This is a genomic window from Pseudoalteromonas sp. MEBiC 03485, from assembly GCF_004195145.1.
In the GTDB taxonomy this organism is placed as follows: Bacteria; Pseudomonadota; Gammaproteobacteria; order Enterobacterales; family Alteromonadaceae; genus Pseudoalteromonas; species Pseudoalteromonas apostichopi.
On the sequence record NZ_SGBT01000001.1, the window covers coordinates 1,035,658 to 1,061,651 of the forward strand.

The 25,994-nt window shown below is 42.7% G+C and carries 22 protein-coding genes; 13 read left to right on the plus strand and 9 right to left on the minus strand.

The window, feature by feature from the left end; all coding sequences use genetic code 11:
- Positions 1-72: 72 nt before the first annotated feature.
- Positions 73-2,364 (minus strand): TonB-dependent receptor, encoded by a 2,292-nt coding sequence (locus EVU92_RS04775; RefSeq protein WP_130050228.1) that lies wholly within the window; start codon positions 2,362-2,364, stop codon positions 73-75.
- A gap of 294 nt (positions 2,365-2,658) precedes the next feature.
- Here EVU92_RS04775 and EVU92_RS04780 point away from each other — a divergent pair, with 294 nt between their 5' ends.
- The 13 genes from EVU92_RS04780 to EVU92_RS04845 all read left to right on the plus strand — a co-directional run bounded on the left by EVU92_RS04780 (position 2,659) and on the right by EVU92_RS04845 (position 17,438).
- Positions 2,659-3,960 carry a GntP family permease gene (locus EVU92_RS04780; RefSeq protein ID WP_130050229.1) on the plus strand — a complete coding sequence of 434 codons (1,302 nt, stop codon included), beginning with the start codon at positions 2,659-2,661 and terminating at the stop codon, positions 3,958-3,960.
- 9 nt (positions 3,961-3,969) lie between these two features.
- Positions 3,970-5,157, plus strand: coding sequence for a homoserine O-acetyltransferase (locus EVU92_RS04785; RefSeq protein ID WP_130050230.1), 1,188 nt, complete (start codon positions 3,970-3,972; stop codon positions 5,155-5,157).
- A 4-nt stretch (positions 5,158-5,161) separates the two neighbouring features.
- Entirely contained in the window at positions 5,162-5,923 is a 762-nt protein-coding gene (locus EVU92_RS04790) for a 3-hydroxybutyrate dehydrogenase (protein ID WP_130050231.1), read from the plus strand.
- 9 nt (positions 5,924-5,932) lie between these two features.
- Positions 5,933-6,640 (plus strand): CoA transferase subunit A, encoded by a 708-nt coding sequence (locus EVU92_RS04795; RefSeq protein ID WP_130050232.1) that lies wholly within the window; start codon positions 5,933-5,935, stop codon positions 6,638-6,640.
- A gap of 11 nt (positions 6,641-6,651) precedes the next feature.
- A complete protein-coding gene (locus EVU92_RS04800) occupies positions 6,652-7,311 on the plus strand; it encodes a 3-oxoacid CoA-transferase subunit B (protein ID WP_130050233.1) in 660 nt (219 codons plus the stop codon).
- A 226-nt stretch (positions 7,312-7,537) separates the two neighbouring features.
- On the plus strand, positions 7,538-8,779 hold the full coding sequence (locus EVU92_RS04805) for a porin (protein ID WP_130050234.1): 1,242 nt from the start codon (positions 7,538-7,540) through the stop codon (positions 8,777-8,779).
- 12 nt (positions 8,780-8,791) lie between these two features.
- Entirely contained in the window at positions 8,792-9,757 is a 966-nt protein-coding gene (locus EVU92_RS04810; RefSeq protein ID WP_130050235.1) for a tripartite tricarboxylate transporter substrate binding protein, read from the plus strand.
- Between the two features lie 9 nt (positions 9,758-9,766).
- Positions 9,767-10,231 (plus strand): tripartite tricarboxylate transporter TctB family protein, encoded by a 465-nt coding sequence (locus EVU92_RS04815; protein WP_063700962.1) that lies wholly within the window; start codon positions 9,767-9,769, stop codon positions 10,229-10,231.
- Positions 10,232-10,234: 3 nt separating this feature from the next.
- Entirely contained in the window at positions 10,235-11,773 is a 1,539-nt protein-coding gene (locus EVU92_RS04820; RefSeq protein WP_130050236.1) for a tripartite tricarboxylate transporter permease, read from the plus strand.
- A gap of 14 nt (positions 11,774-11,787) precedes the next feature.
- The gene (locus tag EVU92_RS04825) at positions 11,788-13,410 is read left to right on the plus strand and encodes a sensor histidine kinase (protein ID WP_130050237.1); all 1,623 of its coding nucleotides are present in this window, start codon (positions 11,788-11,790) and stop codon (positions 13,408-13,410) included.
- 36 nt (positions 13,411-13,446) lie between these two features.
- Positions 13,447-14,175, plus strand: a complete 729-nt coding sequence (locus EVU92_RS04830) for a response regulator (protein WP_130050238.1) — start codon at positions 13,447-13,449, stop codon at positions 14,173-14,175.
- A gap of 210 nt (positions 14,176-14,385) precedes the next feature.
- On the plus strand, positions 14,386-16,473 hold the full coding sequence (gene fusA / locus EVU92_RS04835) for an elongation factor G (RefSeq protein ID WP_130050239.1): 2,088 nt from the start codon (positions 14,386-14,388) through the stop codon (positions 16,471-16,473).
- Positions 16,474-17,039: 566 nt separating this feature from the next.
- On the plus strand, positions 17,040-17,438 hold the full coding sequence (locus EVU92_RS04845; protein ID WP_130050241.1) for a hypothetical protein: 399 nt from the start codon (positions 17,040-17,042) through the stop codon (positions 17,436-17,438).
- 51 nt (positions 17,439-17,489) lie between these two features.
- Here the strand turns inward: EVU92_RS04845 and EVU92_RS04850 are convergent, their stop codons facing one another.
- The 8 genes from EVU92_RS04850 to tatA form a co-directional block, all read right to left on the minus strand.
- Positions 17,490-20,258 (minus strand): ExeM/NucH family extracellular endonuclease, encoded by a 2,769-nt coding sequence (locus tag EVU92_RS04850; RefSeq protein WP_130050242.1) that lies wholly within the window; start codon positions 20,256-20,258, stop codon positions 17,490-17,492.
- A 132-nt stretch (positions 20,259-20,390) separates the two neighbouring features.
- On the minus strand, positions 20,391-21,401 hold the full coding sequence (gene hemB, locus EVU92_RS04855; protein ID WP_130050243.1) for a porphobilinogen synthase: 1,011 nt from the start codon (positions 21,399-21,401) through the stop codon (positions 20,391-20,393).
- Positions 21,402-21,413: 12 nt separating this feature from the next.
- Complete coding sequence (locus EVU92_RS04860) at positions 21,414-23,270, minus strand: diguanylate cyclase (RefSeq protein WP_130050244.1); 1,857 nt, start codon at positions 23,268-23,270, stop codon at positions 21,414-21,416.
- 1 nt (position 23,271) lies between these two features.
- Entirely contained in the window at positions 23,272-24,054 is a 783-nt protein-coding gene (locus tag EVU92_RS04865) for a TatD family hydrolase (protein WP_130050245.1), read from the minus strand.
- Positions 24,054-24,587 (minus strand): hypothetical protein, encoded by a 534-nt coding sequence (locus EVU92_RS04870; protein ID WP_130050246.1) that lies wholly within the window; start codon positions 24,585-24,587, stop codon positions 24,054-24,056. Before EVU92_RS04870 ends, EVU92_RS04865 begins: the two co-directional genes overlap by 1 nt.
- 1 nt (position 24,588) lies before the next feature.
- Positions 24,589-25,329 (minus strand): twin-arginine translocase subunit TatC, encoded by a 741-nt coding sequence (gene tatC / locus EVU92_RS04875; protein WP_130050247.1) that lies wholly within the window; start codon positions 25,327-25,329, stop codon positions 24,589-24,591.
- 50 nt (positions 25,330-25,379) lie between these two features.
- Positions 25,380-25,712: a Sec-independent protein translocase protein TatB gene (gene tatB, locus EVU92_RS04880; protein WP_130050248.1), complete on the minus strand. Its 333-nt coding sequence runs from the start codon at positions 25,710-25,712 to the stop codon at positions 25,380-25,382.
- Positions 25,713-25,717: 5 nt separating this feature from the next.
- Complete coding sequence (gene tatA / locus EVU92_RS04885; RefSeq protein WP_130050249.1) at positions 25,718-25,957, minus strand: Sec-independent protein translocase subunit TatA; 240 nt, start codon at positions 25,955-25,957, stop codon at positions 25,718-25,720.
- Between the last annotated feature and the right edge of the window lie 37 nt (positions 25,958-25,994).

Consider the following 25,994-nt stretch of genomic DNA (forward strand, 5'->3'; position numbering starts at 1 on the left):
CGCTTTGAAACAAGGTTTGCCTGAAGGGAAGTTTCAGACAAACCTTTCTCACACAAGGATTTAGGTTCTTTTTTAGAAACGGTAACCAACAGTGAAGGCAACAGTGCGAGGGTCGCCGTAGTAACCGATTAGCGTATTATCACCACCTAAACCAGGGGTGTATTTGCTCGTATCAGTTGGATCTGTTGGATCAGGTGCTACGAATTGGTAACCACCAATCATGTACTCTTCATCCGTTAAGTTTTTGCCGTAAAGACCAGCAGTCCAGTGACCGTCTGTGCTGTACCAAGTAATGCCCATGTTAAAGATACCGTAAGCATCTTGAGTGAGTAGGCTATCTTCTTCGAATAGAGCGTAGTCGCCTCGGTGGTAGTAGTTACCATTTACTACAAAATCCCCCATTTCTGTGTACATGCGATAGGTCGCACCTAGATTGAAGGTCAAATCTGGCGTGTTTGATACTGTGAAGCGATCTGATTTGTCGAATGCCTCACCTGTTTCAGGGTCGTAATCAATTACGTTATCAAAGCTACTGTCTATATAGCCAATTGATGCATCAAAGCTTAGTGATTCTGTGGCTACGTAGTTAAGTTCAAGTTCGATACCATCTGAGGTTGATTCACCAATGTTACCTAAGCGTTGGTTTAGATCAGATGCACTGTCTCCCGGTAACACCGAAATATACTGACGGTCTTTATGATCAAGGGTGAACAAGGTTACGTTCGCACGTAAGTTATTATTCCACTCACTCTTCATACCGATTTCGAATGAATCAACGATTTCAGGTTTTGCTGCAGGCTCTGCGGTTGTTGCTCGCGGGTTGAAAGTACCTGACTTAAAGCCTTGCGCATAACTTGCAAAGAACATGATGTCGTTTGAATACTGATATTCAACACCAGCACGTGGTGTGAAGCGTGACCATTCTTCTTCATCATCTAGTACGGTTGGTACGAGTTGACCTTCTGGGCGAGTATAACCAGGGATCCAACCTGATTCTGGATATACAATGTCAAAAATTAGGCCGTTGTTAACAAGCGCCTCTTTTTTGTCTTTGGTGTAACGTGCACCCAATGTCATTGACCATTGATCATTAAAGTCATAGCTACCTTGAATATACGCAGCTTTACTATTTGAGTTACTACAACCACTAACTTCACGAGTGAGGCCAGGAGCGCCTAAGCTTTGACCTAAGATACCTAAAATTGCCTCAAACTGGCCACATGATTCACCATCGTAATAGTAAAGGCCAGATACAAATTTGTAGTTATCACCTTGATGGTTTAGCTGTAATTCGTGAGTAGTTTGTTCATCATCGTAAATAGCGGGTACATCGAAAATCGGCAACGACGTATTATCAAAGTCGATATTAGTTGGTGAGTAGCTCTCTCGGCTTGAGCCTATGTATTTTATGCTCGTGCTGTCAGTCATATCCCAACGAGCAGTTAAGCTGTAGCCTTCTAGTTCAACTTTGTTCCATGTTGGTAAGCTGGTGTATGAGTCATACACACTGTCTGGAACTGGTGCATCTGTTAGTAGGCTAGGAAGTAAGCGGTAGCCACCTTTCGCGTTAGATTTATCTTCTGTTTTATCCCACGCAAAACGGAAAAATAGGTCATCAGTAGGCGTGTATTCTAAAGTAACACGAGCTGCGGTAACGTCTTTGTTGTAGTTTTCGCGGTCTTGGTTATCAAGAGCAGATGTTAAAAACTCACCAAAACCATCACGATTAAGTGTTGCAAAACCAAAACCTACATAGAGTTTTTCGTCAATAATTGGCAGTTGACCAGTAATTTTTAGATCTTTTTGGTTATAGCTACCTACAGTGCCTTGTATATTTAAAGTTGCATCACCGCTCATTTCTTTGGTGACGTATTTAATTGCACCACCAATGGTATTTTTACCGTAAAGCGTACCTTGTGGACCACGTAATACTTCGATTTGTTGCACATCAAGAAGGTCAAGCACCGCACCTTGTGGGCGAGCAAGATAGACATCATCAATATAGATACCAACACCCGGCTCATAACCCCACAATGGGTCTTGCTGACCTACACCACGAATAAACGCAGTAATTGTAGAGTTAGTACCACGGCTTGCTTGCAAGGTGGTATTTGGCGAGAACTGCTGAACTTCGGTCATGACGACGATACCGTTTTCTGCAAGCTCTTCAGCACCAACTGAAGTTACAGCAACAGGAACTTCTTGCAGGTTTTCAACGGTTTTACGCGCTGTTACCTGAATACGTTCTAGTTCCCCTTTTTTTGCTGCAGGTTCGGCTTGTTCTGCCGCTTGAGCACTGACACCTGCTAATGCAAGTGATACAGCCAGAGTAAGTGGCGCGACTTTTGGGTTAAGCTTTATCATGTTGTATTCCTTGTTATTGTTGTCATTAGTCTTATGGCCACTCTCGTTGATGTTGCCGAAGACTTAATAAGTTTGCCCGTGTCACCTGTCAGTTAATGTAGAAGATAGTTGCAAAAATTGAATTAGTACCATAGTGCTATACCCACCACAGCCCTTTATTTATCAAGCAATTAAGCTATTTTTAAAGCAGATAGTACCTTAGTGTTATGTATTTTTTAGGCGCTTAAGGTAAGACTGATAGCATTATTCCGATGTCACCTCATCTGTGTAATAACAATAATTATAGGAATGTCTATGCTGAGCATGATAGGACTGTTAGGCGGTTTAATACTGCTGATCATTTTAACGCTGCGTGGGGTAAATTTATTTATCGCCGCGCCAATCTGTGCGTTGTTAGTCGCACTTAGTAGTGGCATGGCCATTTTCCCTGTATCGGCAGATACAAACTTTATTAACGCCTATATGGATGGCTTTGCTGGTTTCTTAAGTGCGTGGTTCTTTATGTTCTTGCTGGGTTCTTTATTCGGTAAGTTCATGGAAGACACCGGTGCTGCAGACAGTGTTGCGAGCTATATTGTAGGCAAACTAGGTATGAAACACGCAGTTCTTGCGGTGGTGATCGCCTGTGCAGTTTTAACCTACGGCGGCGTGAGCGTCTTTATTGTTGCGTTTTCTGTTTACCCAATGGCATTAAGTTTGTTTAAAGATGCAAACTTACCGCGCCGCTTTATTCCAGCAACCCTGGCATTTGGCTCGGTGACCTTTACCATGACTTCGGCAGGCTCGCCAGAAATTCAAAACTGGATCCCGGTTAAGCACCTTGGCACGTCGCCATATGCAGCATGGGAAGTGAGCTTAGTGGTGGCCATTTTCATGGCAACAGTAGGTTATTTTTGGTTAAACAAGATGATCAAAAAAGCCGTTGCCAATGGTGAAACTTTTGAAGCTCGTGATGATGATCCTGTCATTATTGAGCGTCGTCGTCCGCACCCAATTACTGGTGTGATCCCGCTAATCGTGGTGTTACTTTTATCATTTACTCTACATGATGTACTGCAGCAAACAGCACTTATTGTAGCCTTGCTTGGTGGCGTATTGAGTATTGTGATTATCAACTTCAAGCATTTTCACGATATGGGAAATGCTATTAATGTTGGTACAACAGGCGCTTTAGTGGCAATCGGTAATACTGCAGCAGTGGTTGGTTTTGGAGCTGTAGCGAAAGTATCACCGGCATTTACCGCAGCAGTAGATGTGATGACTCATATGCCTGGGAATGAGCTGGTTGGCGCTGCAGTGGCAGTGAGTGTAATTGCTGGTTTAACGGGCTCTGCTTCTGGCGGGCAAGCTATTGCATTACCACTTGTAGCACCGGGTTATTTAGATATGGGAGTTAATCCTGAACAGCTGCACCGCGTGGTGGCAATTAGTTCTGGAGCTCTCGATACCTTGCCGCATAATGGCTATGTAGTGACAACAATACGCGCTATCTGTAAAGAAACGCATCAACGAGCGTATTGGTCAATGGCAGCACTTACTGCGGTCGTTCCGCTTATCGGTGTCGCATTGGCACTTGGACTCTTTATTTTCTTTTAAGGAACAGCAATGAAAACCAAATTAATAATTTTGCTATGGCTGGTTGTATTTAGTAGTACTGCGTTTGGCGCCGAAAACAAAGCCGAAACCATGCTAGTGGAAAAACAGCATTTTACGACAAAGGATTTTACCACTGTGTCTGGCGTGACCTTGGAGCAAGTGGATATTGGCTGGGAAAGTTACGGAAAACTAAACGTCAATAAAGATAACGTGATTTTAATTACTCATTATTTCTCTGGCACTTCTCATGCCGCAGGCAAATATAAAGCGGATGATGCCCTACCGGGTTATTGGGATGCGATTATCGGCCCAGGCAAAGCTATCGATACGAATAAATATTATGTGATTAGTTCAGATACGTTAGTGAATGCCAACTGGCATGATGAAAATGTAATCACCACAGGCCCTGCGTCAACTAATCCTAAAACAGGCAAACCTTATGGTTTAGATTTTCCTGTGGTTACGATTACTGATTTTGTGAATGTGCAAAAGCGTTTACTTGAAAGCCTAGGTATCACTAAGTTACATGCTGTGATGGGCGCATCAATGGGGTCGTTTCAAGCACTTGAGTGGGCAACGCGTTACCCAGATAAAGTAGAGCGTTTAATTCATGTGATTGGCGCTGCAACGATGGATGCATGGACAGTCGCAGCACTTGAAAAATGGGCGTTACCAATTCGTTTAGATAAAAACTGGCAGCAAGGTAATTATTACGGCAAAGAGCGTCCGTTAGATGGCTTAGCGGCAACCATGCTTAATATTACGCAAGATGCGATGCATCCAATTATTTATAACGCGAGCTTCCCTGACTTTAACGTGCTTGATGAAGGCGCGTTAAAAGACATTCGTACCTTGCCTAAGTTAAACCAAGTACTAGCACAACGTGCAATGGCGCGTGCGAAAACCCAAGATGCAAATCATGTACTTTATTTGGTCCGGGCATCACAACTATTTACCGCTGGCATGCAAAGCGATTTAACAACTGCACTTAAAAATGTATCTGCCAAAACATTATTACTACCCGCAACGAACGACTTACTGCTTCGCCCTGAAAACATGCGCACCGTGTTTGACACTATGAAAGCAGCAGGTAAAGACGTTGAGATTTCAGAAATTGAAGGGGGCTGGGGACACCTTGATGGCATTTTCTCAATCGCCCCTAAAGCGCAGCTTATCAGTGAGTTTTTAGAGGAGTAGCCCGATGAGCAAAACAGTTTTAATTACTGGTGCAGCCAGTGGTATTGGTTTATATGTTGCCCAGCAACTAGCGATGCAAGGCCACACTATTATTGTCACTGATTTAAATCAGCAAGCTGCAAAACAGGCGGCAGCAGGTATTGTTGAGCAAGGTGGTAGCGCCGAAGGGTATGCACTTAATGTGGCAGATAGTGATGCAATAGAGCAGTTTTTCAATGAGCTTAATCAGCCGATTGATGTGCTTATTAATAATGCGGGTATTCAGCACGTTGCAAAGCTTGAAGATTTTCCGGCTGATAAGTGGCAGTTTTTACAGCAAGTTATGCTCGTTGGCCCGGCGATGATGACCAAAGCCGTGCTACCACGAATGCGTGAACAAGACTTTGGTCGCATCATTAATATTGGTTCAATCCACGCCATGGTGGCGTCCAAATATAAGTCAGCTTATATCGCTGCGAAGCATGGCTTAATCGGCTTTGCTAAAACTATGGCGCTGGAAACTGGCGATGCCAATATCACTATTAACACTGTGTGCCCAGCGTATGTAAAAACGCCGCTAGTGGAGCAACAAATTGCCTCACAAGCAAAAGAGCACGGCATTTCAGAGCAACAAGTGATTGACACGATTATGCTGGCACCAATGCCGAAAAAAGCATTTATCGGTTTAGATGAGATCCTGCATACCGTTAGCTTTTTAATGGCCGATGCAGCACGCAATATTACCGCCCAAGCAATCGCCATTGATGGCGGTTGGACTGCACAATAGGAGGAGCCAATGGCAGGTTTTGATAAAGTAGTTACAAGTTACAGCGAAGCGATGGCAGGCCTTGAAGATGGCATGACAGTGATAGCGGGTGGTTTTGGTTTATGCGGTATTCCTGAGGGTCTGATTGCACAAATTAAACGTCAAGGCACCCGTGATTTAACTGTGGTATCGAATAACTGTGGCGTTGATGGTTTTGGTTTAGGTGTGCTGCTTGAAGACAAACAGATCAGCAAGATGGTTGCATCTTATGTAGGTGAAAACGCACTATTTGAGCAGCAGCTATTAAATGGTGAACTTGAAGTTGAGCTAACACCGCAAGGCACTTTAGCTGAAAAAATGCGTGCTGGCGGGGCGGGCATCCCTGCATTTTATACCGCAACAGGGGTGGGGACCCCGGTAGCTGACGGTAAAGAAACCCGCAATATTAATGGTCGCGATTATTTATTAGAGCCAAGCATTACTGGCGATTTCGCGATAGTTAAAGCGTGGAAAGCAGATCGCTACGGTAACTGCATTTATCGTCATACGGCGATGAACTTTAATCCGATGGCAGCAACCGCAGGCAAAGTTACGGTTCTTGAAGTTGAAGAAATTGTTGAGCCAGGAGAGCTGGAGCCAAGCCAAATTCACACGCCGGGTATCTATATTGATCGGGTGATTAAGGGTGAATTTGAAAAGCGCATCGAGAAAGTTACCACTAAGCAAGAGAATCAATAAGGAGCACGCTGATGGCATTATCACGAGAACAAATCGCTAAACGCGTGGCGATGGAACTACAGGATGGTTACTACGTTAACTTGGGTATAGGTATTCCAACCTTGGTCGCTAATTATGTCCCTGATGGCATCGAAGTGATGCTGCAATCTGAAAATGGTTTACTCGGTATGGGGCCATACCCAAGTGCAGACCAAGTTGATGCCGATATGATCAACGCAGGCAAAGAAACGGTCACTGCTGCAACGGGGGCGGCTATTTTTAGCTCTGCTGAAAGCTTTGCCATGATCCGCGGCGGCCACGTTGATTTAACCGTGCTGGGTGCGTTTGAAGTGGACCAAAACGGCAATATTGCCAGTTGGATGATCCCGAAAAAGTTGGTTAAAGGAATGGGCGGTGCGATGGATTTAGTCGCCGGTGCTAAAAACATTATTTGCACCATGACCCATGCCAACAAGCATGGCGAATCAAAACTGCTGACCGAATGTAGTTTGCCGTTAACAGGTGTTGGTTGTATCAATAAAGTGATCACCGATTTGGCACTTTTAGAAATTAAAGACGGTGCATTTCATTTATTAGAGCGTGCCCCGGGTGTCTCGGTTGATGAGATTATTGCTAAGACACAGGGCAAGCTTATTGTCTCTGGCGACATTCCTGAGATGACTTTTAGCTAGTTTTACGACTTTAAGCCGTTAATTTGCCTAGAATTTATACTAAACCCCAATAATGTGCTTTTTGTTCATGACTTTTATGAACAAAAAGCCATTTATCACCATCAATGCAACTTACCCCCTAAACATTTCGTTAATCTATCGTTAACACTATGCTCCAAACCAGATCGCCATTTGCAGTAGGCCGATCAACGACAACAAATAATTATAATCTGGTGTGGAGTAATTCATGAAAGCAAGTAACACACAGCTCGCTTTAGCCTTTGTAGCGGCGTTAGCAAGTACATCAGCATTCGCACAAAGCGACACTGAACAATTACAGCAACAACTCGACGCACTTCAAAAAGAAGTGGACTCATTGAAAGCATCAAGTAGCTTTAACTTAGAGTTTGGCGGTCGCGTTCAACTTGACTACAACTACTTTGATGGTGCCTACAATGCCAATAATGAAGGTACAGGGGGGAGTGAATTCTTCCCTCGTCGTATCCGTACTTATGTTGAAAGTGAACATGGCAAGTGGGATCACAAACTACTACTCGAATTTGCTGAAGGCACGGCTGAAATCGTGTTAGCGCGTGTACGTTATGCATTCGACAACGGCTTAAAAGTAAAAGCCGGTAAAATCCGCGAAGATATGTCATTAAATGCACTAACCAGTTCAAAACATATTAATACTATTGAGCGCAGCACCCTTGCTAATTCTTTCTCACCTTTCTTCCGTTGGGGTATCTCGGCTTATCAATACTTTAAAGACTCAGGTTTACGTTATGCCGTGGGTGTTTACAAGAACGATGCGTTTGGTGCCTCAGGCCACGACGAAGATGACAAACTGACATTGGCTGTAACAGGTCGCTTAACGTGGTCTAGTGCAGCACCAGGTGATGTGATTCATTTAGGTGCTTGGCACTCTTATCGTGATATGGGTGGTAATGATTTAAGCGCTCGTTTTGCCCGTGGTGAAGTGCGTGAAACCAATGTTCGCTTAGTGGATTACGCGGTCGGTGGTGAAACGGCTGCGCTTGATAGCATGTCGCAAAGCGGTCTTGAATTTGCCTACCAAGCGAATGCATTCACTCTAGAGGCTGAATATGCCAGCCGTTATCTCGATACGGTTGATAGCAGCAATGAACTTGATGGAGAGCGTTTTGATGGCTTTCATGTTTCGGCAAGTTATTTCTTAGGCGGTGAGCAGCGCCGTTACAAAGCAGGTTCAGCATTATTTGTGCAACCAAAAGGGATTAAAGATGCATGGGAGCTTGTTGCACGTGTGTCACAAATGAACGCCAGCAGCAAACAGCAAGGTACCGACGTAACCACTTACACAGTAGGCACATCATATTACCTAAGCAGCGATATCAAATTTATGGGCAACCTGATTTACAGCGATGTTGATGGTGCCGGTGCTTCTACGCTGGTAGATGATGAAGATTCAGGTATGGGCATCAGTGCTCGTATGCAGTACTTATTTTAGGAGTCGTGCATTATGACTAAGTTTAAATCATTAAAAAGCTCTCTTTTAGCAGTTTCGTTATTAGTAACCAGCCCGCTCGCATTGGCAAACTTACACTTTTTGGTACCGGGTGGCCCTGGTGGCGGTTGGGATACCACAGCACGTGGTGTCGGTGAAGCAATGGTGAAAGCGGGCATTGAAGATAATGCATCGTTTCAGAATATGTCGGGCGGCGGCGGTGGCCGTGCGATTGCTTATTTGATTGAGTCGGGCACTAAAAAAGGCGATATGTTGATGGTTAACTCAACGCCTATCGTACTGCGCGCATTATCAGGAAAAATCCCTTACAGTTATCGCGATTTAACGCCAGTTGCCAGCATGATTGCTGATTATGGTGCGTTTGTTGTGCGTAATGACTCACCTTTTAAAACATGGCAAGACGTTATTGATGCAATGAAAAAAGACCCTGGCTCTGTAAAAGTAGCGGGTGGCTCAGCGCGCGGCAGCATGGATCACTTAGTAGCAGCACAAGCGGTGAAAGCAGCGGGTATTGATGGTCGTCGATTACGTTACATTCCTTACGATGCCGGTGGTAAAGCGAAAGCAGGTTTATTGTCGGGTGAGGTCAACTTACTTTCGACAGGCTTAAGTGAGGCACTCGAAGTCGCTAATGGCGGTCAGGCACGGATTTTAGCGGTGACTTCTGCAGATAAACTTCCTGATTACCCAGCAATTCCAACCTTAAAGTCGCTAGGTTACGACATGGAGTTCGTAAACTGGCGCGGCTTTTTTGCGACCCCAGATTTACCTGCAGATAAGCTAGCAGAGTACACAGAAAAGCTGCGTAAGCTGCAACAAACCCCTGAGTGGGAAGCGGTTCGTGCCCGTAATGGTTGGCTAAATCTGTTTCAAGAAAAAGACGCGTTTATTAAATCACTTGAGCAGCAAGAAGCGCAATTACGCGTTGTAATGAAAGAACTTGGTTTTATCCGAGGCTAAGGTTAGACAATGTTAAACCGTGAACTAATTGGACCAAGTTTATTCTTGGTCCTCTTTACCCTCTACGCCCTTGTGGCTTGGCAAATTCCACTTATGCCATTTGAAGAGTACGAAAGTGTTACTTCAGCAACCTTACCAAAAGTGTATGCAGTATTCGGTATCGTGGTGTGTGTACTTTCGATTGGTGCCAACTTATTAAAGCAGGCGCCTGCAGAAAAAGCAGAGCTACTCAGTAAAGGCAACTTACTACGTACCTTTGCACTGTTGGTTTTAATGGTTGCTTATAGCGCCATGCTTGAACCGTTTGGTTTTTTAATTGCCACCAGTGCATTTTTAATTGCTGGCTTTTTTATTATGGGTGAACGCCGTAAGAAGGTGTTGTTGTTTGCTTCAGTGCCTGTGGCCGTGGTTTTTTGGTTTTTAATGACACAAGTACTGGGCATCTACTTAGTACCTGGCAATCTGTGGAGTTAAGTTATGCTTGATGGAATTATGTTAGGTTTGTCGACCTTACTCGACTGGAACAACTTGTTATATGTGATTGTAGGCTGCTTTGTTGGCACGTTCATCGGTATGTTACCTGGTCTAGGTCCAATTACTGCGATTGCGTTGATGATCCCGATCACTTACAGCATCGGTGCTGATTCGGGCATGATTTTAATGGCCGGTGTTTACTACGGGGCTATATTCGGTGGCTCTACTTCTTCTATTTTGATTAATGCGCCGGGTGTGGCGGGGACGGTAGCGTCATCGTTTGATGGCTACCCGCTAGCAAAGCAAGGGAAGGCAGGTAAAGCCCTTGCGATTGCAGCTTATTCATCCTTTATAGGCGGTACGATTGGGGCCATTTTACTGATGGTGGCTGCGCCTTTATTAGCAAAAGTGTCATTAAGTTTCCAATCGCCTGATTATGTTGTACTGATGTTTTTAGGCTTAACGGCCATTGCCGCGTTCTCTAATAAAGGGCAATTTCTAAAAGCCATGATGATGACGGTATTTGGTTTAATGCTGGCAACAGTAGGGATTGATCCCTCTTCAGGTACCGAGCGTTTTACTTTTGGCCAAGCTGATTTATTAGATGGTATTAGCTTTTTATTAGTAGCAATGGCAACGTTCGCGTTGGCTGAAGCACTGATTAATGTGGCACGCCCTGAAGCTGAACCAGATAAAAAAATTGATGATCCTGATACGCCAAAAATTGGCTCAACAAAACTGACTAAAGAAGAAGTAAAAGATATGGCTCCTGTGGTTGGCCGCTCATCTTTACTTGGCTTTATTGTCGGTGTTTTACCGGGCGCAGGGGCAACCATTGCCAGCTTTATGGCCTATGCCACTGAGCGGAACCTTGCTCCAAAGGCACTGAAAGATAAATTTGGTAAGGGCTCAATGCGTGGCTTAGCCGCACCTGAGTCTGCTAATAATGCTGCTTGTACGGGCTCATTTGTACCATTACTGACTTTAGGTATTCCGGGTTCGGGCACTACTGCAATTATGCTAGGTGCATTAATTGCCTACGGTATTCAGCCGGGTCCTATGCTAATGCAAGAAAATCCAAGTGTGTTTTGGGCGGTAATTGTCAGTATGTACTTTGGCAATATTGTACTGCTTATTTTGAATTTGCCGTTGATCCCGTATTTTGCCAAAGTGCTGGCAATGCCTAAATCTGTGCTGACAGTAATGATTTTATTCTTCAGCTTAATTGGCGTGTATTTAGTGTCATTTAACACCTTTGATTTATTTATGATGGTGGGCTTTGCGCTGGTGGCCTTGGTGCTTAGATTGTTAGCTTTCCCGATGGCGCCTTTATTACTTGGCTTTATCCTCGGAGATATGATTGAGCGAAATTTCCGCCGTGCGATGATGATTTCAGATGGCTCGCTGAGCTTTTTATGGGACCGCCCATTAACACTGAGTATTTTTGTGATTTCGATCTTAGTGTTGTTGTTCCCACTGAAAGACTATATTGTCCAACGTCGTAAAGACAAAGCAGCTACGCAAACAGGGCAACATGCGTAGTACAAGGCACTGATATGAGATACACCAATAAGCTAAACCCATTTCAGCATGTGGTTAAAAAACCAAAGCGCTTAGAAACGCGGCTCATCATTTGGGTTACCGGTCTATGTGTTTTACAGGCTGTGTTGTTTGGCGCTTTGGTGTATCAGATCACTGCAGAAAGCTTACATAACCACATGGGTGATAAAGCGCTTTCGCTAGCAACCAGTATTGCTTCACGAGATGACGTGCTAAACGCATTACAAACGAAGCAAGGGCTTAATGAGTTAAATAAGCAAATAGAGCATATTCGTGAACTAACCGCAGCTAGTTTTATTGTTATCGGTGATAGGAATACCCGTCGCATTGTTCACCCCGACTCTGACAAGCTGGGTAAACCTATGGTGGGTGGGGATAGTAAAGCGGCGCTACGTGGTGAGCGTTATGTGTCGATTGCAAAGGGAAGTTTGGGCGAGTCTATCCGTGGCAAAGTCCCTGTGCTCTCAGAGCAAGGCGAAGTCATCGGCTTGGTATCGGTTGGCTTTTTAGTGCAATCAATTGAACCGCTCATTCGTGCTCGTAGTGCTGAAATTATGCTTTGGGGCTTGTTGTTAGTCGGTTTAAGTATTTTGGCTGCGGTGTATATCGGGCAACGGGTTCGTAATGCTATTTTTGGTTTACAACCTGACGAAATTGCAAGGCTGTTCTCAGAGCAAGATGCTATTTTGAATACTGTTCGTAGCGGCATTATCGCCCTCGATCCAGAAGGTAACGTGCGTAACTTAAACCAACGTGCTTGCGAAATCCTTGGTAAACCGATCAGCTGCATTCATCAGCCACTTAAGCTTGAAGATTTACTTCCTGAACATACTGAGTTTTTGATGCATAACCAACAGCGTCCGATTGTAGGTTTTGAATTATTTGCTGCAGATAAACGCATTGTGTTGTCGCGATATGCACTGCAAGTGCAAGATCAGGCTGATGGGATTTTATTGAGTATGCGCCCAGCGGATGAGCTTGAGTATTTATCGCAGCAATTAACTAAAGTGCAAGCTTTTGCTGAGCTATTACGAGTACAAACTCATGATTACTCAAACAAGCTAAACTTGATTGGTGCATTAATTCAAATGGGACAAACTGAGCAGGCTATTGAGTTAATTGGACAAGAAAGCAAGGGCTCGCAAGCACAGATCCATCATTTACTCGAAAGGATCCAAGATCCGGTACTTGCTGGGTTACTTGTTGGTAAATACCATAAAGCCCGTGAATTAAACGTAATACTTGAGCTTAATCCAGATAGCTTATTGGGATCAATCACCCGTAAAGATATGCTGGAACGGGTTGTCTCGATACTTGGCAATTTGATTGATAACGCAATTGAAGCCGCTATTCGAGCTAGCGATACACGTACCCCTAAGGTTCGTGTTACGGTTGATGAAACCAGTAAAACATTATTGTTTGATGTTGAAGACAGCGGTTTTGGTTTAGGCGATGACAAGGATGTGATATTTACACCACAATACAGTTCTAAGTCAGGGGCTGAGCATGGTATTGGCCTTTATTTAGTCAAAACCAACTTAGATTCGTGTCGTGGTAGTTTAGAAATAGGTGAGTCTGATCTGATGGGGGCACGTTTAAGTGTCTACATTCCAAAATAATAAAAATGATCAGCCTATAAATAAAAGGTAAAGAACATGACTTACTCAGTTGTCATTGTTGAAGATGAAGTAGAAGTTGCCCAATTATTGGCGCAATATTTATTACTTCCTCATGGCGTAGCTGGCCAACAAGGGGCGCGGCAAACACTGCGTCAAGGGCAATATCAGGTTGTTGGTATTGCAGGCAATCTTGCCACTGCGAAAGCGTTATTATCGGCCGTTAATGCCGATTTAATTTTGCTCGATATTCATTTACCCGATGGCAATGGTCTTGATTTACTTAATGAGTTGCGCCGCGAGGAAATGAAAAGCGAAGTAATGCTTTTAACCGCAGCAAAAGAAGTAGAAACACTAGAAAAAGCCATGCAGCTTGGCGCTTGTGACTTCTTGGTTAAGCCATTAATGCTAAATCGCTTAGATCAAGCATTGGCACGATTCGAAGCAAGACAACAATGTTTCTCAGATGCCGATGAAGTAACCCAATCTATGGTCGATACTTTATTTGGATCGCAAGAACAGTTAAAAACGCCAGTAAGGCTACCAAAAGGGGTGGATCAGCTTACTTTGCAAAAGATCTTAAAAGCTTTTAAAGCGAATATTGGCACGGCTTTTACTGCTCAGCAAATGGGGGATTTAGTGGGCGTAAGTCGCTCAACAGCCCGCCGTTACCTCGAATACTTGCTTGAAGCTGAGCAAGTCAGTGCTGATCAGAGCTACGGAAGTATCGGTCGACCCGAACGTTGTTATAAAATGACAAGCAGTTAAATCGCATCATTTAATTGCCAAATCAGCTCTAAATTAGCGATTTTAGTAGCATAAACTCACTGTTCGGCACGTTAAAAAGTGCCGCTTATCCTGAGCATAGAAAAATTTTATAAAATTGATTGCATTTTAAGCGACTTCGATGGTGATGTTCGCTTTAAGTAATGCTATACTCCCGCCGAATAATTTTTCGACTTTATTAAGAGTAAAATAATGGCAGATTTATCGAAGTACAGAAATATTGGTATTTTCGCCCACGTTGACGCGGGTAAAACTACCACCACTGAGCGTATCCTTAAGCTTACGGGTAAAATTCATAAGACTGGTGAGGTACACGACGGTGAGTCTACTACTGACTTCATGGAACAAGAAGCTGAGCGCGGTATTACAATCCAATCAGCAGCTGTAACTTGTGAGTGGAAAGGCCACCGCTTAAACGTTATCGATACTCCGGGACACGTTGACTTCACAGTAGAAGTATACCGTTCACTTAAAGTACTAGACGGTGGTATCGGTGTATTCTGTGGTTCTGGTGGTGTTGAGCCGCAGTCAGAAACTAACTGGCGTTATGCGAACGAATCAGAAGTTGCACGTGTAATCTTCGTAAACAAATTAGACCGTATGGGTGCTGATTTCTACCGCGTTGTAGGTCAAGTTGAGAAAGTACTAGGTGCTAACCCACTAGTTATGACTTTACCAATCGGTATCGAAGACCAATTTTGTGGTGTTGTAGACGTACTTGAGAAAAAAGCATACGTTTGGGATGAGACTGGTCTTCCTGAAAACTACGAAGTACAAGACGTTCCAGCTGACATGGTAGACAAAGTTGATGAATACCATGAAATGCTTGTTGAGTCTGCTGTTGAGCAAGACGAAGACCTAATGATGGCTTACATGGAAGGTGAAGAGCCTTCTCTAGAAGACATCAAACGTTGTATCCGTAAAGGTACTCGTGATCTTGCGTTCTTCCCAACATACTGTGGTTCTGCATTCAAAAACAAAGGTATGCAGTTAGTACTAGACGCGGTTGTAGATTACCTACCTTCGCCTACAGAAGTTGACCCACAACCTCTAACTGATCCTGAAACAGGTGAGCCTACTGGTGAAGTAGCAACTGTTTCTGCAGATGAGCCACTTAAAGCGTTAGCGTTCAAAATCATGGACGACCGTTTCGGTGCACTTACGTTCATCCGTATCTACGCTGGTCGCATGAAGAAAGGTGACACAATCCTTAACTCAGCAACTGGTAAAACAGAGCGTATCGGCCGTATGGTTGAGATGCAAGCTGACGAGCGTAACGAACTTACTGAAGCACAAGCGGGTGACATCATCGCTGTTGTTGGTATGAAGAACGTTCAAACTGGTCACACTCTTTGTGATCCTAAGCACGAATGTACACTTGAAGCGATGATCTTCCCTGATCCAGTAATCTCAATCGCTGTTGCTCCTAAAGACAAAGGCGGTAACGAGAAGATGGGTATCGCGATCGGTAAGATGGTTGCAGAAGATCCTTCATTCCAAGTTGAAACTGACGAAGATTCAGGCGAAACCATCCTTAAAGGTATGGGTGAGCTTCACTTAGATATCAAAGTAGATATCCTTAAGCGTACTTACGGCGTAGACCTAGTTGTTGGTCAACCTCAGGTTGCTTACCGTGAAACTATCACGAAAGAAATCGAAGATAGCTACACGCATAAGAAACAATCTGGTGGTTCTGGTCAATTCGGTAAGATCGATTACCGCATCAAGCCAGGCGAGCAAAACTCAGGCTTCACGTTCTCTTCATCAGTTGTTGGTGGTAACGTACCTAAAGAATTCTGGCCTGCAGTTGAGAAAGGCTTCGCATCAATGATGCAAGAAGGTGTTCTAGCTGGCTTCCCAGTATTAGACGTTGAAGTTGAACTTTTCGACGGTGCTTTCCACGCAGTTGACTCATCAGCAATCGCGTTCGAAATCGCTGCTAAAGGCGCTTTCCGTCAGTCTATCCCTAAAGCGGGTGCACAACTTCTTGAGCCAATCATGAAAGTTGACGTATTCACTCCGGAAGACAACGTAGGTGACGTAATCGGTGACCTTAACCGTCGTCGTGGTATGATCAAAGACCAAGAAGCTGGCGCAATGGGCGTTCGCATCAAGGGTGATGTACCACTTTCTGAAATGTTCGGTTACATCGGCCACTTACGTACAATCACGTCAGGTCGTGGTCAGTTCTCTATGGAGTTCTCACACTACGCACCATGTCCTGCAAACGTTGCTGAAACAGTAATCGCTGCAGAAAAAGAGAAAAAAGCTGCTAAGTAATTAGCCTTTTAATTCTTTGAAAAAACCCGCACTAGTTGCGGGTTTTTTATATTCTAAAAAGATATTTAATTGATATAAACAAAACTATTCAATGTAAATGGTTGATTTTTGTTCAGTCCTTCTTATACCAACCCGCAATAATACTTAATCATTTTGAGGGATTAAACCTGTCGCTAACTGCGTTAAAAATTTCTCATTTAGAACAACTAAATAACGAAATTTTTGCCTTGTTATCAACGAGGTTTAATTGCCTCAAAATAGACTACTTAATTAAGCGGATTGGTATTAATTGTCGCAATCCAATAATCTCATTCTTTAGTATCTATATATCTCTAACATTAAGCTTAAAGTCTTGGTGTTGGTTTTTTAAGTGTTATTTTCATACAAAATTAATATTTCATAAAAGACTGTGTTTTTAGCAGGTTGCAATCCAAATATTGAAATGCACTTATAAAGTATTTTTATTCACTTGTGTACCTATTTTCAGCAATGTAGAATCGTGATAACAACCATTTTTAGTTATTTAGTATTAATTTTCTAAAGCTATCAAATTAAGATTTATATTTATGAAAATGATCAAGTTAAGTCCAAACTGGATTTTACAAGGAATCAAGATCGCGTTGGCTATGCTTATTGCATTAGTTGCCAACTCCTTTGGAACATCATTATTAATTATTATTTTGCCTGTATTACTTATATTTCTTGTGCTGAGCTATTTAGGGATGCGCTCTTTATATTGTTATAAGGCAGGGATATGTTACTCATTAGGCTTAGGAAAGCGTTATATAAATGCTGAGGACATTAAGGAAATTGAGTTTAAATCGGTGGCATTTTTGACTGTTTTTAGGGTTTTCCTTAAAAATGGCAAAGTATTAAGGTTTATTAATTGGCAAATTGATGAGCAGCAACAGGGCTCGATAACAGCACTTTACCAACCTGACAATAAAGAAGAACAAATCGCTTAACGATACAAATAAAATGGCCGCGAAAGCGGCCATTTATTCATATTGTGTCGTTTATTTCTTTAGACGACGACGCAGTGCAAATGGTAAAGCTAGTAAGCTTAACCAAGCAAGTGAACCAGAATCATCATCTTTAGACTCTTTTTCTGCTTCATCTTCTTCAGTTACATCATCTGCTTCATCGTTAGTAATGTTGATGTATAGCAGTTGCGCTTCTGATAAGTTGCCTGCGCTATCCTGTGCACGGATCATCAGCGTAAGCTTGTCTTCTTCTTCGAAATCTAGCTCTTTAGCAACTGTGATTTCACCTGCGGCACTGATTGCAATCGCATCTGCATGCTCACCAACAATGCTAAAACTTACTACAGGTGTGTAATCAGCATCGCCATCAGAGAAAACTAATTGGCCTATAACTGCGCCAATTTCACTGTTTTCTACGATTTCGAATGTTTGATCTGCTTCGATTATAGGTGCTTGTTGCTCAGGAATAGGCTCTGCAGATTGAATATCAATAATCACAGGATCATGATCAGATGCACGATATGCATTATCTGCATAAAGGCCTGCTTGTTGTGTTGCTGACTTATACTCAAGGTTGTAGTCTAGGCTGATTGGCTCATCGGCATTGATATGCCAATCAGTCGCAGCAACAACTTTATCAAGCATAGATTCAGTTACTAGCGCGTGGTCAAGACTACCAATACGGCCAGAGAAGCTATAAGAGTAACCTAATGTATCACCGTCTAGTTCAGCAACCGCACTCTTAAGACCTTTGTCTGCAAATGCACGAATAGGATCTTCCATCGCGTAAGAGTTCATGTCACCCACTAGGATGATATCTTCATCTTCAACTTCAGTTGGGTAAGTTGCTAACCAATCTGCATAAGCATTAGCACCCGCAACACGGATTTCATTCCAACAGGCTTGACCATCGCCTAAGTCAGCATTATTACCCTCAGCGCTGCCACAGCCACCTTTAGATTTTAAGTGGGCAACTGCAACTGTGAAGATTTCTTCGCTTTCAAGAGATTGGAAGCTTTGGGCAATAGGCGGACGATTGCTGTAATCAAAAGGTTCAGCAGTTGTATGAGCTGCCTTACCTACTTCTGATACTTTATTTGAGCGATAAATTAAAGCTGTTGTGATTTGATCAGTACCAATTTTTTCAACATCAAAATCAACAAATGCGTAAGTGTTTTCTGCATCTTCGTCATTAAGTGCTGAAACTAGGCTTGCAATAGCACTGTTTTCACCGAAACCATCGTTTTCGATTTCCATTAAGCCAATGACATCAGCATTGATAGCTGTAATTGCACTGACAATTTTTGCTTGCTGACGAATAAACTCTTCTTCGCTGTCTGCACCACGGCTAGTTGGGAAACCTGCGCCTTGGCCATCACCATTGAAATAGTTTAATACGTTGAAGCTCGCTACACGAAGATCTGCATCTTCGTTAAGCTCTGGCGCATCGGTACGTGGGTTTGTTGCTGTAAACTCAGGTTGCACTGTAGGGTGAATGCGGTAACGGTTGAAACTGTAACCCATCACACCTGTAACAGTGTTTACTGTGTCACCCAAACGTAATGTGTTATAGGCATCAAGACCTGTGCCTGGGTAGGCGATTGGATCAAGGTTTTGTTTTGTTGAACCATCGTCGAGTAAGATTTGTTTTTTCAGGTTTTCAGCTTCAACAGCATTTGCTGCATCACCCGGTAGTGCAATTTGAGTACCTTGGTATAAACGCTCAGTACCTAAGTCAACCTCACCATAACGGCCAAGACCGTAGTTGTTATTGACAACTAAAGGTTGATCTATGGTTACTAACATACCTTCATAGGCTTCAAGGTCTGCAACTTCAGCAACTGGTAAAGTAACAACGGTTGGATCTGTAGATAGGCCTGTAGCACAGATTTCAACTTGGCTTACATCACCTAGCTGTGTCGCGCTGTAGTATTCAGCTACGCTACCTTTAACACGTACATGATCACCAACGTCAACATTAGTATCTGCGAAATAAACAAATACACCTTCAGAAGTAAGTGGGTTTGTATCAGCATCAGCAGCAAGTGAGCTAATAAAGAAGCCTTTGAGCTGATCATCACCTTGGAAGTCTGCGGTCACTACACCTTCAACTTCAACTTCAGTGTCAATAAGTGGGCTGTCGCCGCCTTCACCTTGAATTGCGTTGATTAATGTTTTTGTTGCTCCACACTCAAGCGGAGTAACTGGCTCTGGCTCAGGAGTTGGTTCTGTGCTTTCACCGTATTGACCAATATTGCTAAAATCATTTTGGTCGAATTGTTCCCACTCTTCGCTAGGGTTAAATGCTGATGTTGCATCAGTACGACCTGAAGTCACAGTCGTTTTGCGACGTAGTGTTTTATTGGCTGTTGTTACACCACCTTCATCCCATGCTGAACCAGGATCAACACCTAGTTGACCAAAGCTATCAACTATTTCACCGTCTTTAGTTAGGACTAGCGCGTCATCACCGTTGAAGTAAGTAATTGTTGATTCTATATCGGCTTTTGTCTTCAATTCATCAACAGAACCAGCGTTAACAATAACGTAGGTCGCATTTGCTGCAAGTGTACCTGTTAAAGCTAAGCTGTTGTTTGGATCTGCTAGGTCTCCATTACCATTTGAGTATAAAGAGATAGTGTAACCATCAAGCGATAGTTCAGCGCCAGAGTTGTTGTAAAGTTCTACCGCTTTATTGTTGGAGCTTCCTTCAACGTATTCAGAGATGATTAGGTTGGCAGAAGCAGGCGCGCTCAGGCTTGCAATAACAAGCGCGAGCGGCGTTAATTTTGTATTTATCATTATTTTTCCCGTGTATGTATTTTTAAAGTCCCAATATGGGACACAGTACTTTAAGAAAAATCTATGACAAATTAAATGCAAAATGTTAATAAAATAGGAATAATTTCCAATTTTTAGAACATTTACTTTAGATTAGTTATTTTTTAACCAAACTGCTGCTTGTTTTGCAAAATAAGTTAGGATGCCATCTGCGCCAGCACGCTTAAATGCTAATAATGACTCCATGATTATTGCTTCTTCTGCAAGCCAACCGTTATCAATGGCTGCTTTATGCATGGCATATTCACCACTGACTTGGTAAGCAAATGTTGGTACACCAAATTCATCTTTTACGCGACGTACAACATCTAAATATGGCATGCCAGGTTTCACCATAACCATGTCTGCACCTTCTTGAAGGTCAAGGGCTACTTCACGAATAGCTTCATCAGAGTTGGCAGGGTCCATTTGATAGGTCTTTTTATCGGCGCCTTTCAAGTTACCTGCAGAGCCCACTGCATCACGGAACGGACCGTAGTAGCTTGAAGCGTATTTTGCAGAGTAAGCCATAATACGAGTGTGGATATGGCCTTCGGCTTCGAGTGCTTCACGAATTGCACCAATGCGTCCATCCATCATGTCTGAAGGTGCGACTATATCGGCACCTGCTTCGGCATGTGATAGCGCTTGCTTAACTAAGATTTCAGTTGTTACATCATTAATCACGTAACCATCTTCATCAATTATGCCATCTTGGCCATGTACTGTGAACGGGTCAAGTGCAACATCAGTGATCACACCAAGCTCAGGAAACGCTTCTTTTAATGCGCGAACTGTACGCTGTGCTAATGCATCAGGGTTGTAGGCTTCTTCAGCTAGTAAAGATTTTTTATCGCTAGGTGTTACGGGGAAAAGAGCAACGGCAGGTACACCTAATTCAACGAGTTCTTTTGCTTCTTCAAGTAGTAAATCAATAGAAAGGCGCTCTACGCCTGGCATAGACTCAATAGCTTCGCGGCGGTTTTTACCTTCTAAAACAAATACAGGAAAAATAAGGTCATTAACGGTCAGTTGGTTTTCAGCCATTAGGCGACGAGAGAAGCCATCACGACGCATGCGGCGCATACGTGTATAAGGGAAAAGGTCGAGTCCTGATTGGGCCATGCTTGTATACTCCTAGTTTGGTAGAGGATAACTCACTACGCGATTTCGACCTGATTGCTTAGCATGATATAAGGCTTTGTCGGCATAGTCAGTGAATAAACTTGGGTTATTAATGTCTTCAGCAATTGCGCTGTAAACACCTGCACTCAAAGTAAATTTAATCGTTGTTCCGGCAACTATTATATCAGTCTTTTCTGCGGCTTTGCGTATTTGTTCGGCAATTTCTAATGCACCTGTCAGTGGCGTATTAGGCAACAGCACGACAAATTCTTCGCCGCCGTAGCGGGCCACTTCATCGAGCGGTCGCTTAAGGTGCTGCTTGATGACATCGGCGGCAGCTTGAATTGTTTGATCACCTGTTAAATGGCCGTAAGTGTCATTGACGGCTTTGAAGTGATCAATATCTATCATAATTATAGCCAGTGGCGTTTGTTCACGACGAGAACGGCGAATATCCATCAGCAGTTTTTTATCAAAATAGCGGCGGTTCTTGGTTTTGGTCAGCGCATCTTCCATATTGAGCTGTTCAAGCTCCCGGTTTTTTTCTTCTAGCTCGCGAAGGGTGACTTGTAACTCGAAAGTACGCTCCTCAATATTAGCCTCAAGATTTTGCCGAGCTTGCTCTTGAAGTTTTAGGCGTTCTTGCATCAGATTATCTTGTGCTTTACTTTCAGCCAGAGCTGTCTGCTGTAATGCTACTTCTGCATCACGTTGCATTATAAACAGTTTTGTAACAGCATAGCTTAGGCTTAAACTACAAATTAAAAAGAAAATAAAGATGAGTGACTGCTCATTTATATACAAGTTGTATGGATTAAAAACGGCAAATGCGCTGTGAATAATTGCTGAGCAGAACGCTAACATAGCAATAATAAATGCAATGGATGGCTGTTTATATTCGTGGTTAAACTGTTTTATAGCGATAGCAATAAAGGCAGCTAATAAAATAGGCAAGCTTAATAAGCAGAGCGAAATCGCGACATAAACAGGTAAAAACCACAATATGAAAGTAATGAAAATGACACCCCATGCGAGCCAATTTTGAATAAGGCTCAAGCGACTTTTCTCTGCACCAAAAATATGACGCTGTAAAGGTACGAATAATGCGCAGCATATAAAAAACAAGCTTGGAATCGTTAATTGTTGAAATGATGTGCCACTTGGTTGAAGGTAGCGATACCCAAAGCCATATAAGTAGGTAAGTGATAGCCATAATAACATCAGTAGAAAGCCTGTATAAGCAAAATAACTGCGTCTTGAAAAACCATAAAGTACCAAATTAGTAATCGCTAAAGATAAAATGAACCCTACTAGTAATCCGTAGAGTAAATTAAACTTACTTTTATGTTTTAGGTATTCTGAGGGCTTCCAAAGGCTTAAGGGTACTCTAAGGCCACCGTTATTTTTAACTCTCAAATAAACGATAGAATGGCTTGCTTTGGGAATTGTTAGAGATACAAGCAGTGATTCATTTTTTATTTGTCGATTTTCTAAGGGAAGAGCATCTCCAATTTTTGTGCTAAATAAAACATGGCTAGCTTGGAGGTGGAATACATCCACTTCATCAAGTAAAGGGTTATCAATTGACAAGATCAGTGGTAAGTCATGTAGTGATGTATTCTGAATCGACATTTTTAACCACAAAGGACTTAAGTTCATGCCTAAGTTAAGAGTGTTGCCATGGTTTTTTTGCCAAGGTACAGCATCACTCGTAAATGCTTGCTGTTTTGTAATAGGATCAAGCGTGTACTCAACATCAAGAGAATGCAGAGATTTAAAGTGTGGGCTAACAGTAATCGGGTTAGCCAGCAAGCAGGGAGTAAAAACAACAACGAAGAGTACGCCACACAGTGACCATAGGCGCTTCATCTTAACCCTTAGTGGTAAATAATTGCCAAAAGTTTAGTGTAGTGTGTTTTGCAACATCAGTAAATTCGCATCCTTTCAAATCAGCAATTTGCTGGCATATATAAGGAAGGTTCTGAGGCTCATTGCGGCGAGATTTCGGTCTTGGTCTGATATTTCTCGGCATCAAAAAGGGGGCATCGGTCTCAATTAACAAACGATTCAAAGGAATTGACGGTACCAAGGCCTGTAGTTGCTCACCTCTGCGCTCATCGCATACCCAGCCCGTGACACCAATATAAAGCCCCATAGCTAGGTAGTTTTGTAATGCATCTTGGTCACCAGTAAAGCAGTGCAATACACCTCGCACCTTATAGTCACTCAAAATTGCGAGCATATCTTCGCAGGCATCTCGTTCATGCAAGTACACTGGCATATCAAGCTGTTCAGCAAGCTTCAGTTGGCGTCTAAACACGCTACGCTGCACATCTCGAGGAGAAAAGTCACGATTGTAATCTAAACCACACTCACCAATGGCAACCACTTCCATGTTTTGGCTAAGAGTCATTAAGTGTTCTTCAAGGTGTTTATCTGCTGTTTTTGCATCGTGAGGATGAACTCCTGCTGTGCAATACTGATTGAACTGTTTAGCGAGTTTCAAAGAAGTTTGGCTGCTCTGAAGATCGCAGCCAATAAGCAGCATCTGTGTTACATCTGCCTCAGCGGCACGTTGTAACACAGCGTCATGAATATCATCAAATTGATGATTGCTTAAGTTGACACCAGCATCAACTAGCGAAGTGCTCATTAGTTAGTACGTTTTACACGAATCGAACGGTTTTGACCTTTAACTTTTAGGAGGAAAGAATTGAAAATACCTCGTTCAATTATGACAACATCTTGTGCTTTTAAACGTAAGCTATCAGAGCCAACTTGACGCCATTGCTGACCATTATCAAGCTCGATGATCAGTTCACCATAAGGTGCTTTTTTTACGCTTTTTACTAAGGAACTTATTTGGTCATCGTTAACTTTTGCAACTTCTTTATGCTCTAAACCAAAGTCTTCATTTTTTGTTTTTACAATTTGTTCGCTTGTTGCAGCTGCAACAGGCGCCGCGACAACAGCTGCTGTAGAGCTTGCTGCAGGTTGTTTAATTTGTTGTTTTGTTGCTGGTTTAGACAGCGATTTACCAGCCATTACGTTGTCGTAACAAAGTAAGCGATTAAAATCATTTTCAACAAAAGTACACGCTTGTAGTGCTTGTAAGTTAACTTCGTTTGCTTGAGTAGTACCAGCAATTGTTAAAAGAGCAACGAAGGGAATGAGTTGTTTTTTCATTTTATTCCTCGGATTCCTGTTGAGGCTTGGCGGTATAAAATGCAGCCAAAATTAAACCTAATTCAAATAATAACAGCATGGGTAATGCTAGTAATGTCTGTGACAGTACATCAGGAGGTGTTAAAAACATGGCAACCACAAATACACCTACCACAATATAAGGTCGTTTTTCTTTTAAACTTTTTGTTGTTGTAGCACCACTCCAGCATAACAGCATGATGGCGACGGGTATTTCAAACGCAATACCAAAAGCAAAAAACAGTTTTAAAGCAAAACTTAAATAGCTACTAATATCAGGCGCTAATGTCATCATATCAGGGCCAGCGTTAGTAAAAAACCCTAAAATGATTGGCAGCACTACAAAGTAGCAAAATGCGATACCACTATAAAATAGCAAAATACTCGAGGCCAAAATCGGCATTAGCATACGCTTTTCATGTTGATACAAGCCGGGTGCTATAAAGCTCCAAACTTGGTGCAGTATCATTGGAATAGCAGCAAATAAAGCCACAAATAGAGTGAGTTTAAACGGTGCAAAAAAGGGTGCTGTTACATCCGTTGCGATCATGGTGGCAGTGCTTGGCAAATTTGCTATAAGAGGTGCTGCAACAAAGCTATAAATATCGTTGGCAAAATAAACCAAGCCGATAAATATTAGCAAAATGCTTAACAAAGCTTTCATGAGTCGATTTCGCAACTCAATTAAGTGGCCAACAAAGCCTGTGTGAGCTTGCTCGGTCATAATTTACTATTCATCATCGTTGTTATTGACCACAAAAGCAGAGATTAAATTCACTTTTTTTCATCATTATTGTTAATTTCTGCTTTTTCAGGCGTGTCTTTCTTGTAACTGTGGGTGACTGACTGGGCAGCCTTTTGTAGTTCGTTTACAGAGTCTTGCAGATCTGGAGAGAGTTCTTGCAAATTTTGTTGCTCTGCTTTTTTTAAGTTTTCGTGAAGCTCATGGATACGGAGTTCTTCGTTCACTTCAGCTTTCACTGAGTTGGCGACTGATTTTAATGTTTTTACCCAGCGGCTCACAGTGCGAATTGCCACAGGCAAGCGCTCTGGACCTAATACAATCAGACCTACGATCAGTACGACAACAAGTTCCCACATCCCCATGTTGATTAAGCCTTATGGTCGTCTTTGCTTTTCTCTACGGTTTCTTTGCTTTGCGTGTTAGAAGATTTTTCTATCTGCTCGCTTTTTGCGTTAGTTTGGTCTTCATCAGACACTGCTTTTTTAAAGCCTTTTACAGCACTGCCTAAATCACCGCCAATGCCACGAAGTTTCTTTGTGCCAAATAACAAAACGATGATTGCTAAAATAATGATTAATTGCCAAATACTGATACCACCAAAACCCATGGGTTACTCCGTTTTTATCAAATTTTTAGAATAGACT

Excerpts from the sequence above, each read along its gene's own strand:
- EVU92_RS04775 (WP_130050228.1), bottom strand. The coding sequence starts at position 2,364 with ATGATAAAGCTTAACCCAAAAGTCGCGCCACTTACTCTGGCTGTATCA.
- EVU92_RS04780 (WP_130050229.1), top strand. The coding sequence starts at position 2,659 with ATGCTGAGCATGATAGGACTGTTAGGCGGTTTAATACTGCTGATCATT.
- EVU92_RS04785 (WP_130050230.1), top strand. The coding sequence starts at position 3,970 with ATGAAAACCAAATTAATAATTTTGCTATGGCTGGTTGTATTTAGTAGT.
- EVU92_RS04790 (WP_130050231.1), top strand. The coding sequence starts at position 5,162 with ATGAGCAAAACAGTTTTAATTACTGGTGCAGCCAGTGGTATTGGTTTA.
- EVU92_RS04795 (WP_130050232.1), top strand. The coding sequence starts at position 5,933 with ATGGCAGGTTTTGATAAAGTAGTTACAAGTTACAGCGAAGCGATGGCA.
- EVU92_RS04800 (WP_130050233.1), top strand. The coding sequence starts at position 6,652 with ATGGCATTATCACGAGAACAAATCGCTAAACGCGTGGCGATGGAACTA.
- EVU92_RS04805 (WP_130050234.1), top strand. The coding sequence starts at position 7,538 with ATGAAAGCAAGTAACACACAGCTCGCTTTAGCCTTTGTAGCGGCGTTA.
- EVU92_RS04810 (WP_130050235.1), top strand. The coding sequence starts at position 8,792 with ATGACTAAGTTTAAATCATTAAAAAGCTCTCTTTTAGCAGTTTCGTTA.
- EVU92_RS04815 (WP_063700962.1), top strand. The coding sequence starts at position 9,767 with ATGTTAAACCGTGAACTAATTGGACCAAGTTTATTCTTGGTCCTCTTT.
- EVU92_RS04820 (WP_130050236.1), top strand. The coding sequence starts at position 10,235 with ATGCTTGATGGAATTATGTTAGGTTTGTCGACCTTACTCGACTGGAAC.
- EVU92_RS04825 (WP_130050237.1), top strand. The coding sequence starts at position 11,788 with ATGAGATACACCAATAAGCTAAACCCATTTCAGCATGTGGTTAAAAAA.
- EVU92_RS04830 (WP_130050238.1), top strand. The coding sequence starts at position 13,447 with ATGACTTACTCAGTTGTCATTGTTGAAGATGAAGTAGAAGTTGCCCAA.
- fusA (WP_130050239.1), top strand. The coding sequence starts at position 14,386 with ATGGCAGATTTATCGAAGTACAGAAATATTGGTATTTTCGCCCACGTT.
- EVU92_RS04845 (WP_130050241.1), top strand. The coding sequence starts at position 17,040 with ATGAAAATGATCAAGTTAAGTCCAAACTGGATTTTACAAGGAATCAAG.
- EVU92_RS04850 (WP_130050242.1), bottom strand. The coding sequence starts at position 20,258 with ATGATAAATACAAAATTAACGCCGCTCGCGCTTGTTATTGCAAGCCTG.
- hemB (WP_130050243.1), bottom strand. The coding sequence starts at position 21,401 with ATGGCCCAATCAGGACTCGACCTTTTCCCTTATACACGTATGCGCCGC.
- EVU92_RS04860 (WP_130050244.1), bottom strand. The coding sequence starts at position 23,270 with ATGAAGCGCCTATGGTCACTGTGTGGCGTACTCTTCGTTGTTGTTTTT.
- EVU92_RS04865 (WP_130050245.1), bottom strand. The coding sequence starts at position 24,054 with ATGAGCACTTCGCTAGTTGATGCTGGTGTCAACTTAAGCAATCATCAA.
- EVU92_RS04870 (WP_130050246.1), bottom strand. The coding sequence starts at position 24,587 with ATGAAAAAACAACTCATTCCCTTCGTTGCTCTTTTAACAATTGCTGGT.
- tatC (WP_130050247.1), bottom strand. The coding sequence starts at position 25,329 with ATGACCGAGCAAGCTCACACAGGCTTTGTTGGCCACTTAATTGAGTTG.
- tatB (WP_130050248.1), bottom strand. The coding sequence starts at position 25,712 with ATGGGGATGTGGGAACTTGTTGTCGTACTGATCGTAGGTCTGATTGTA.
- tatA (WP_130050249.1), bottom strand. The coding sequence starts at position 25,957 with ATGGGTTTTGGTGGTATCAGTATTTGGCAATTAATCATTATTTTAGCA.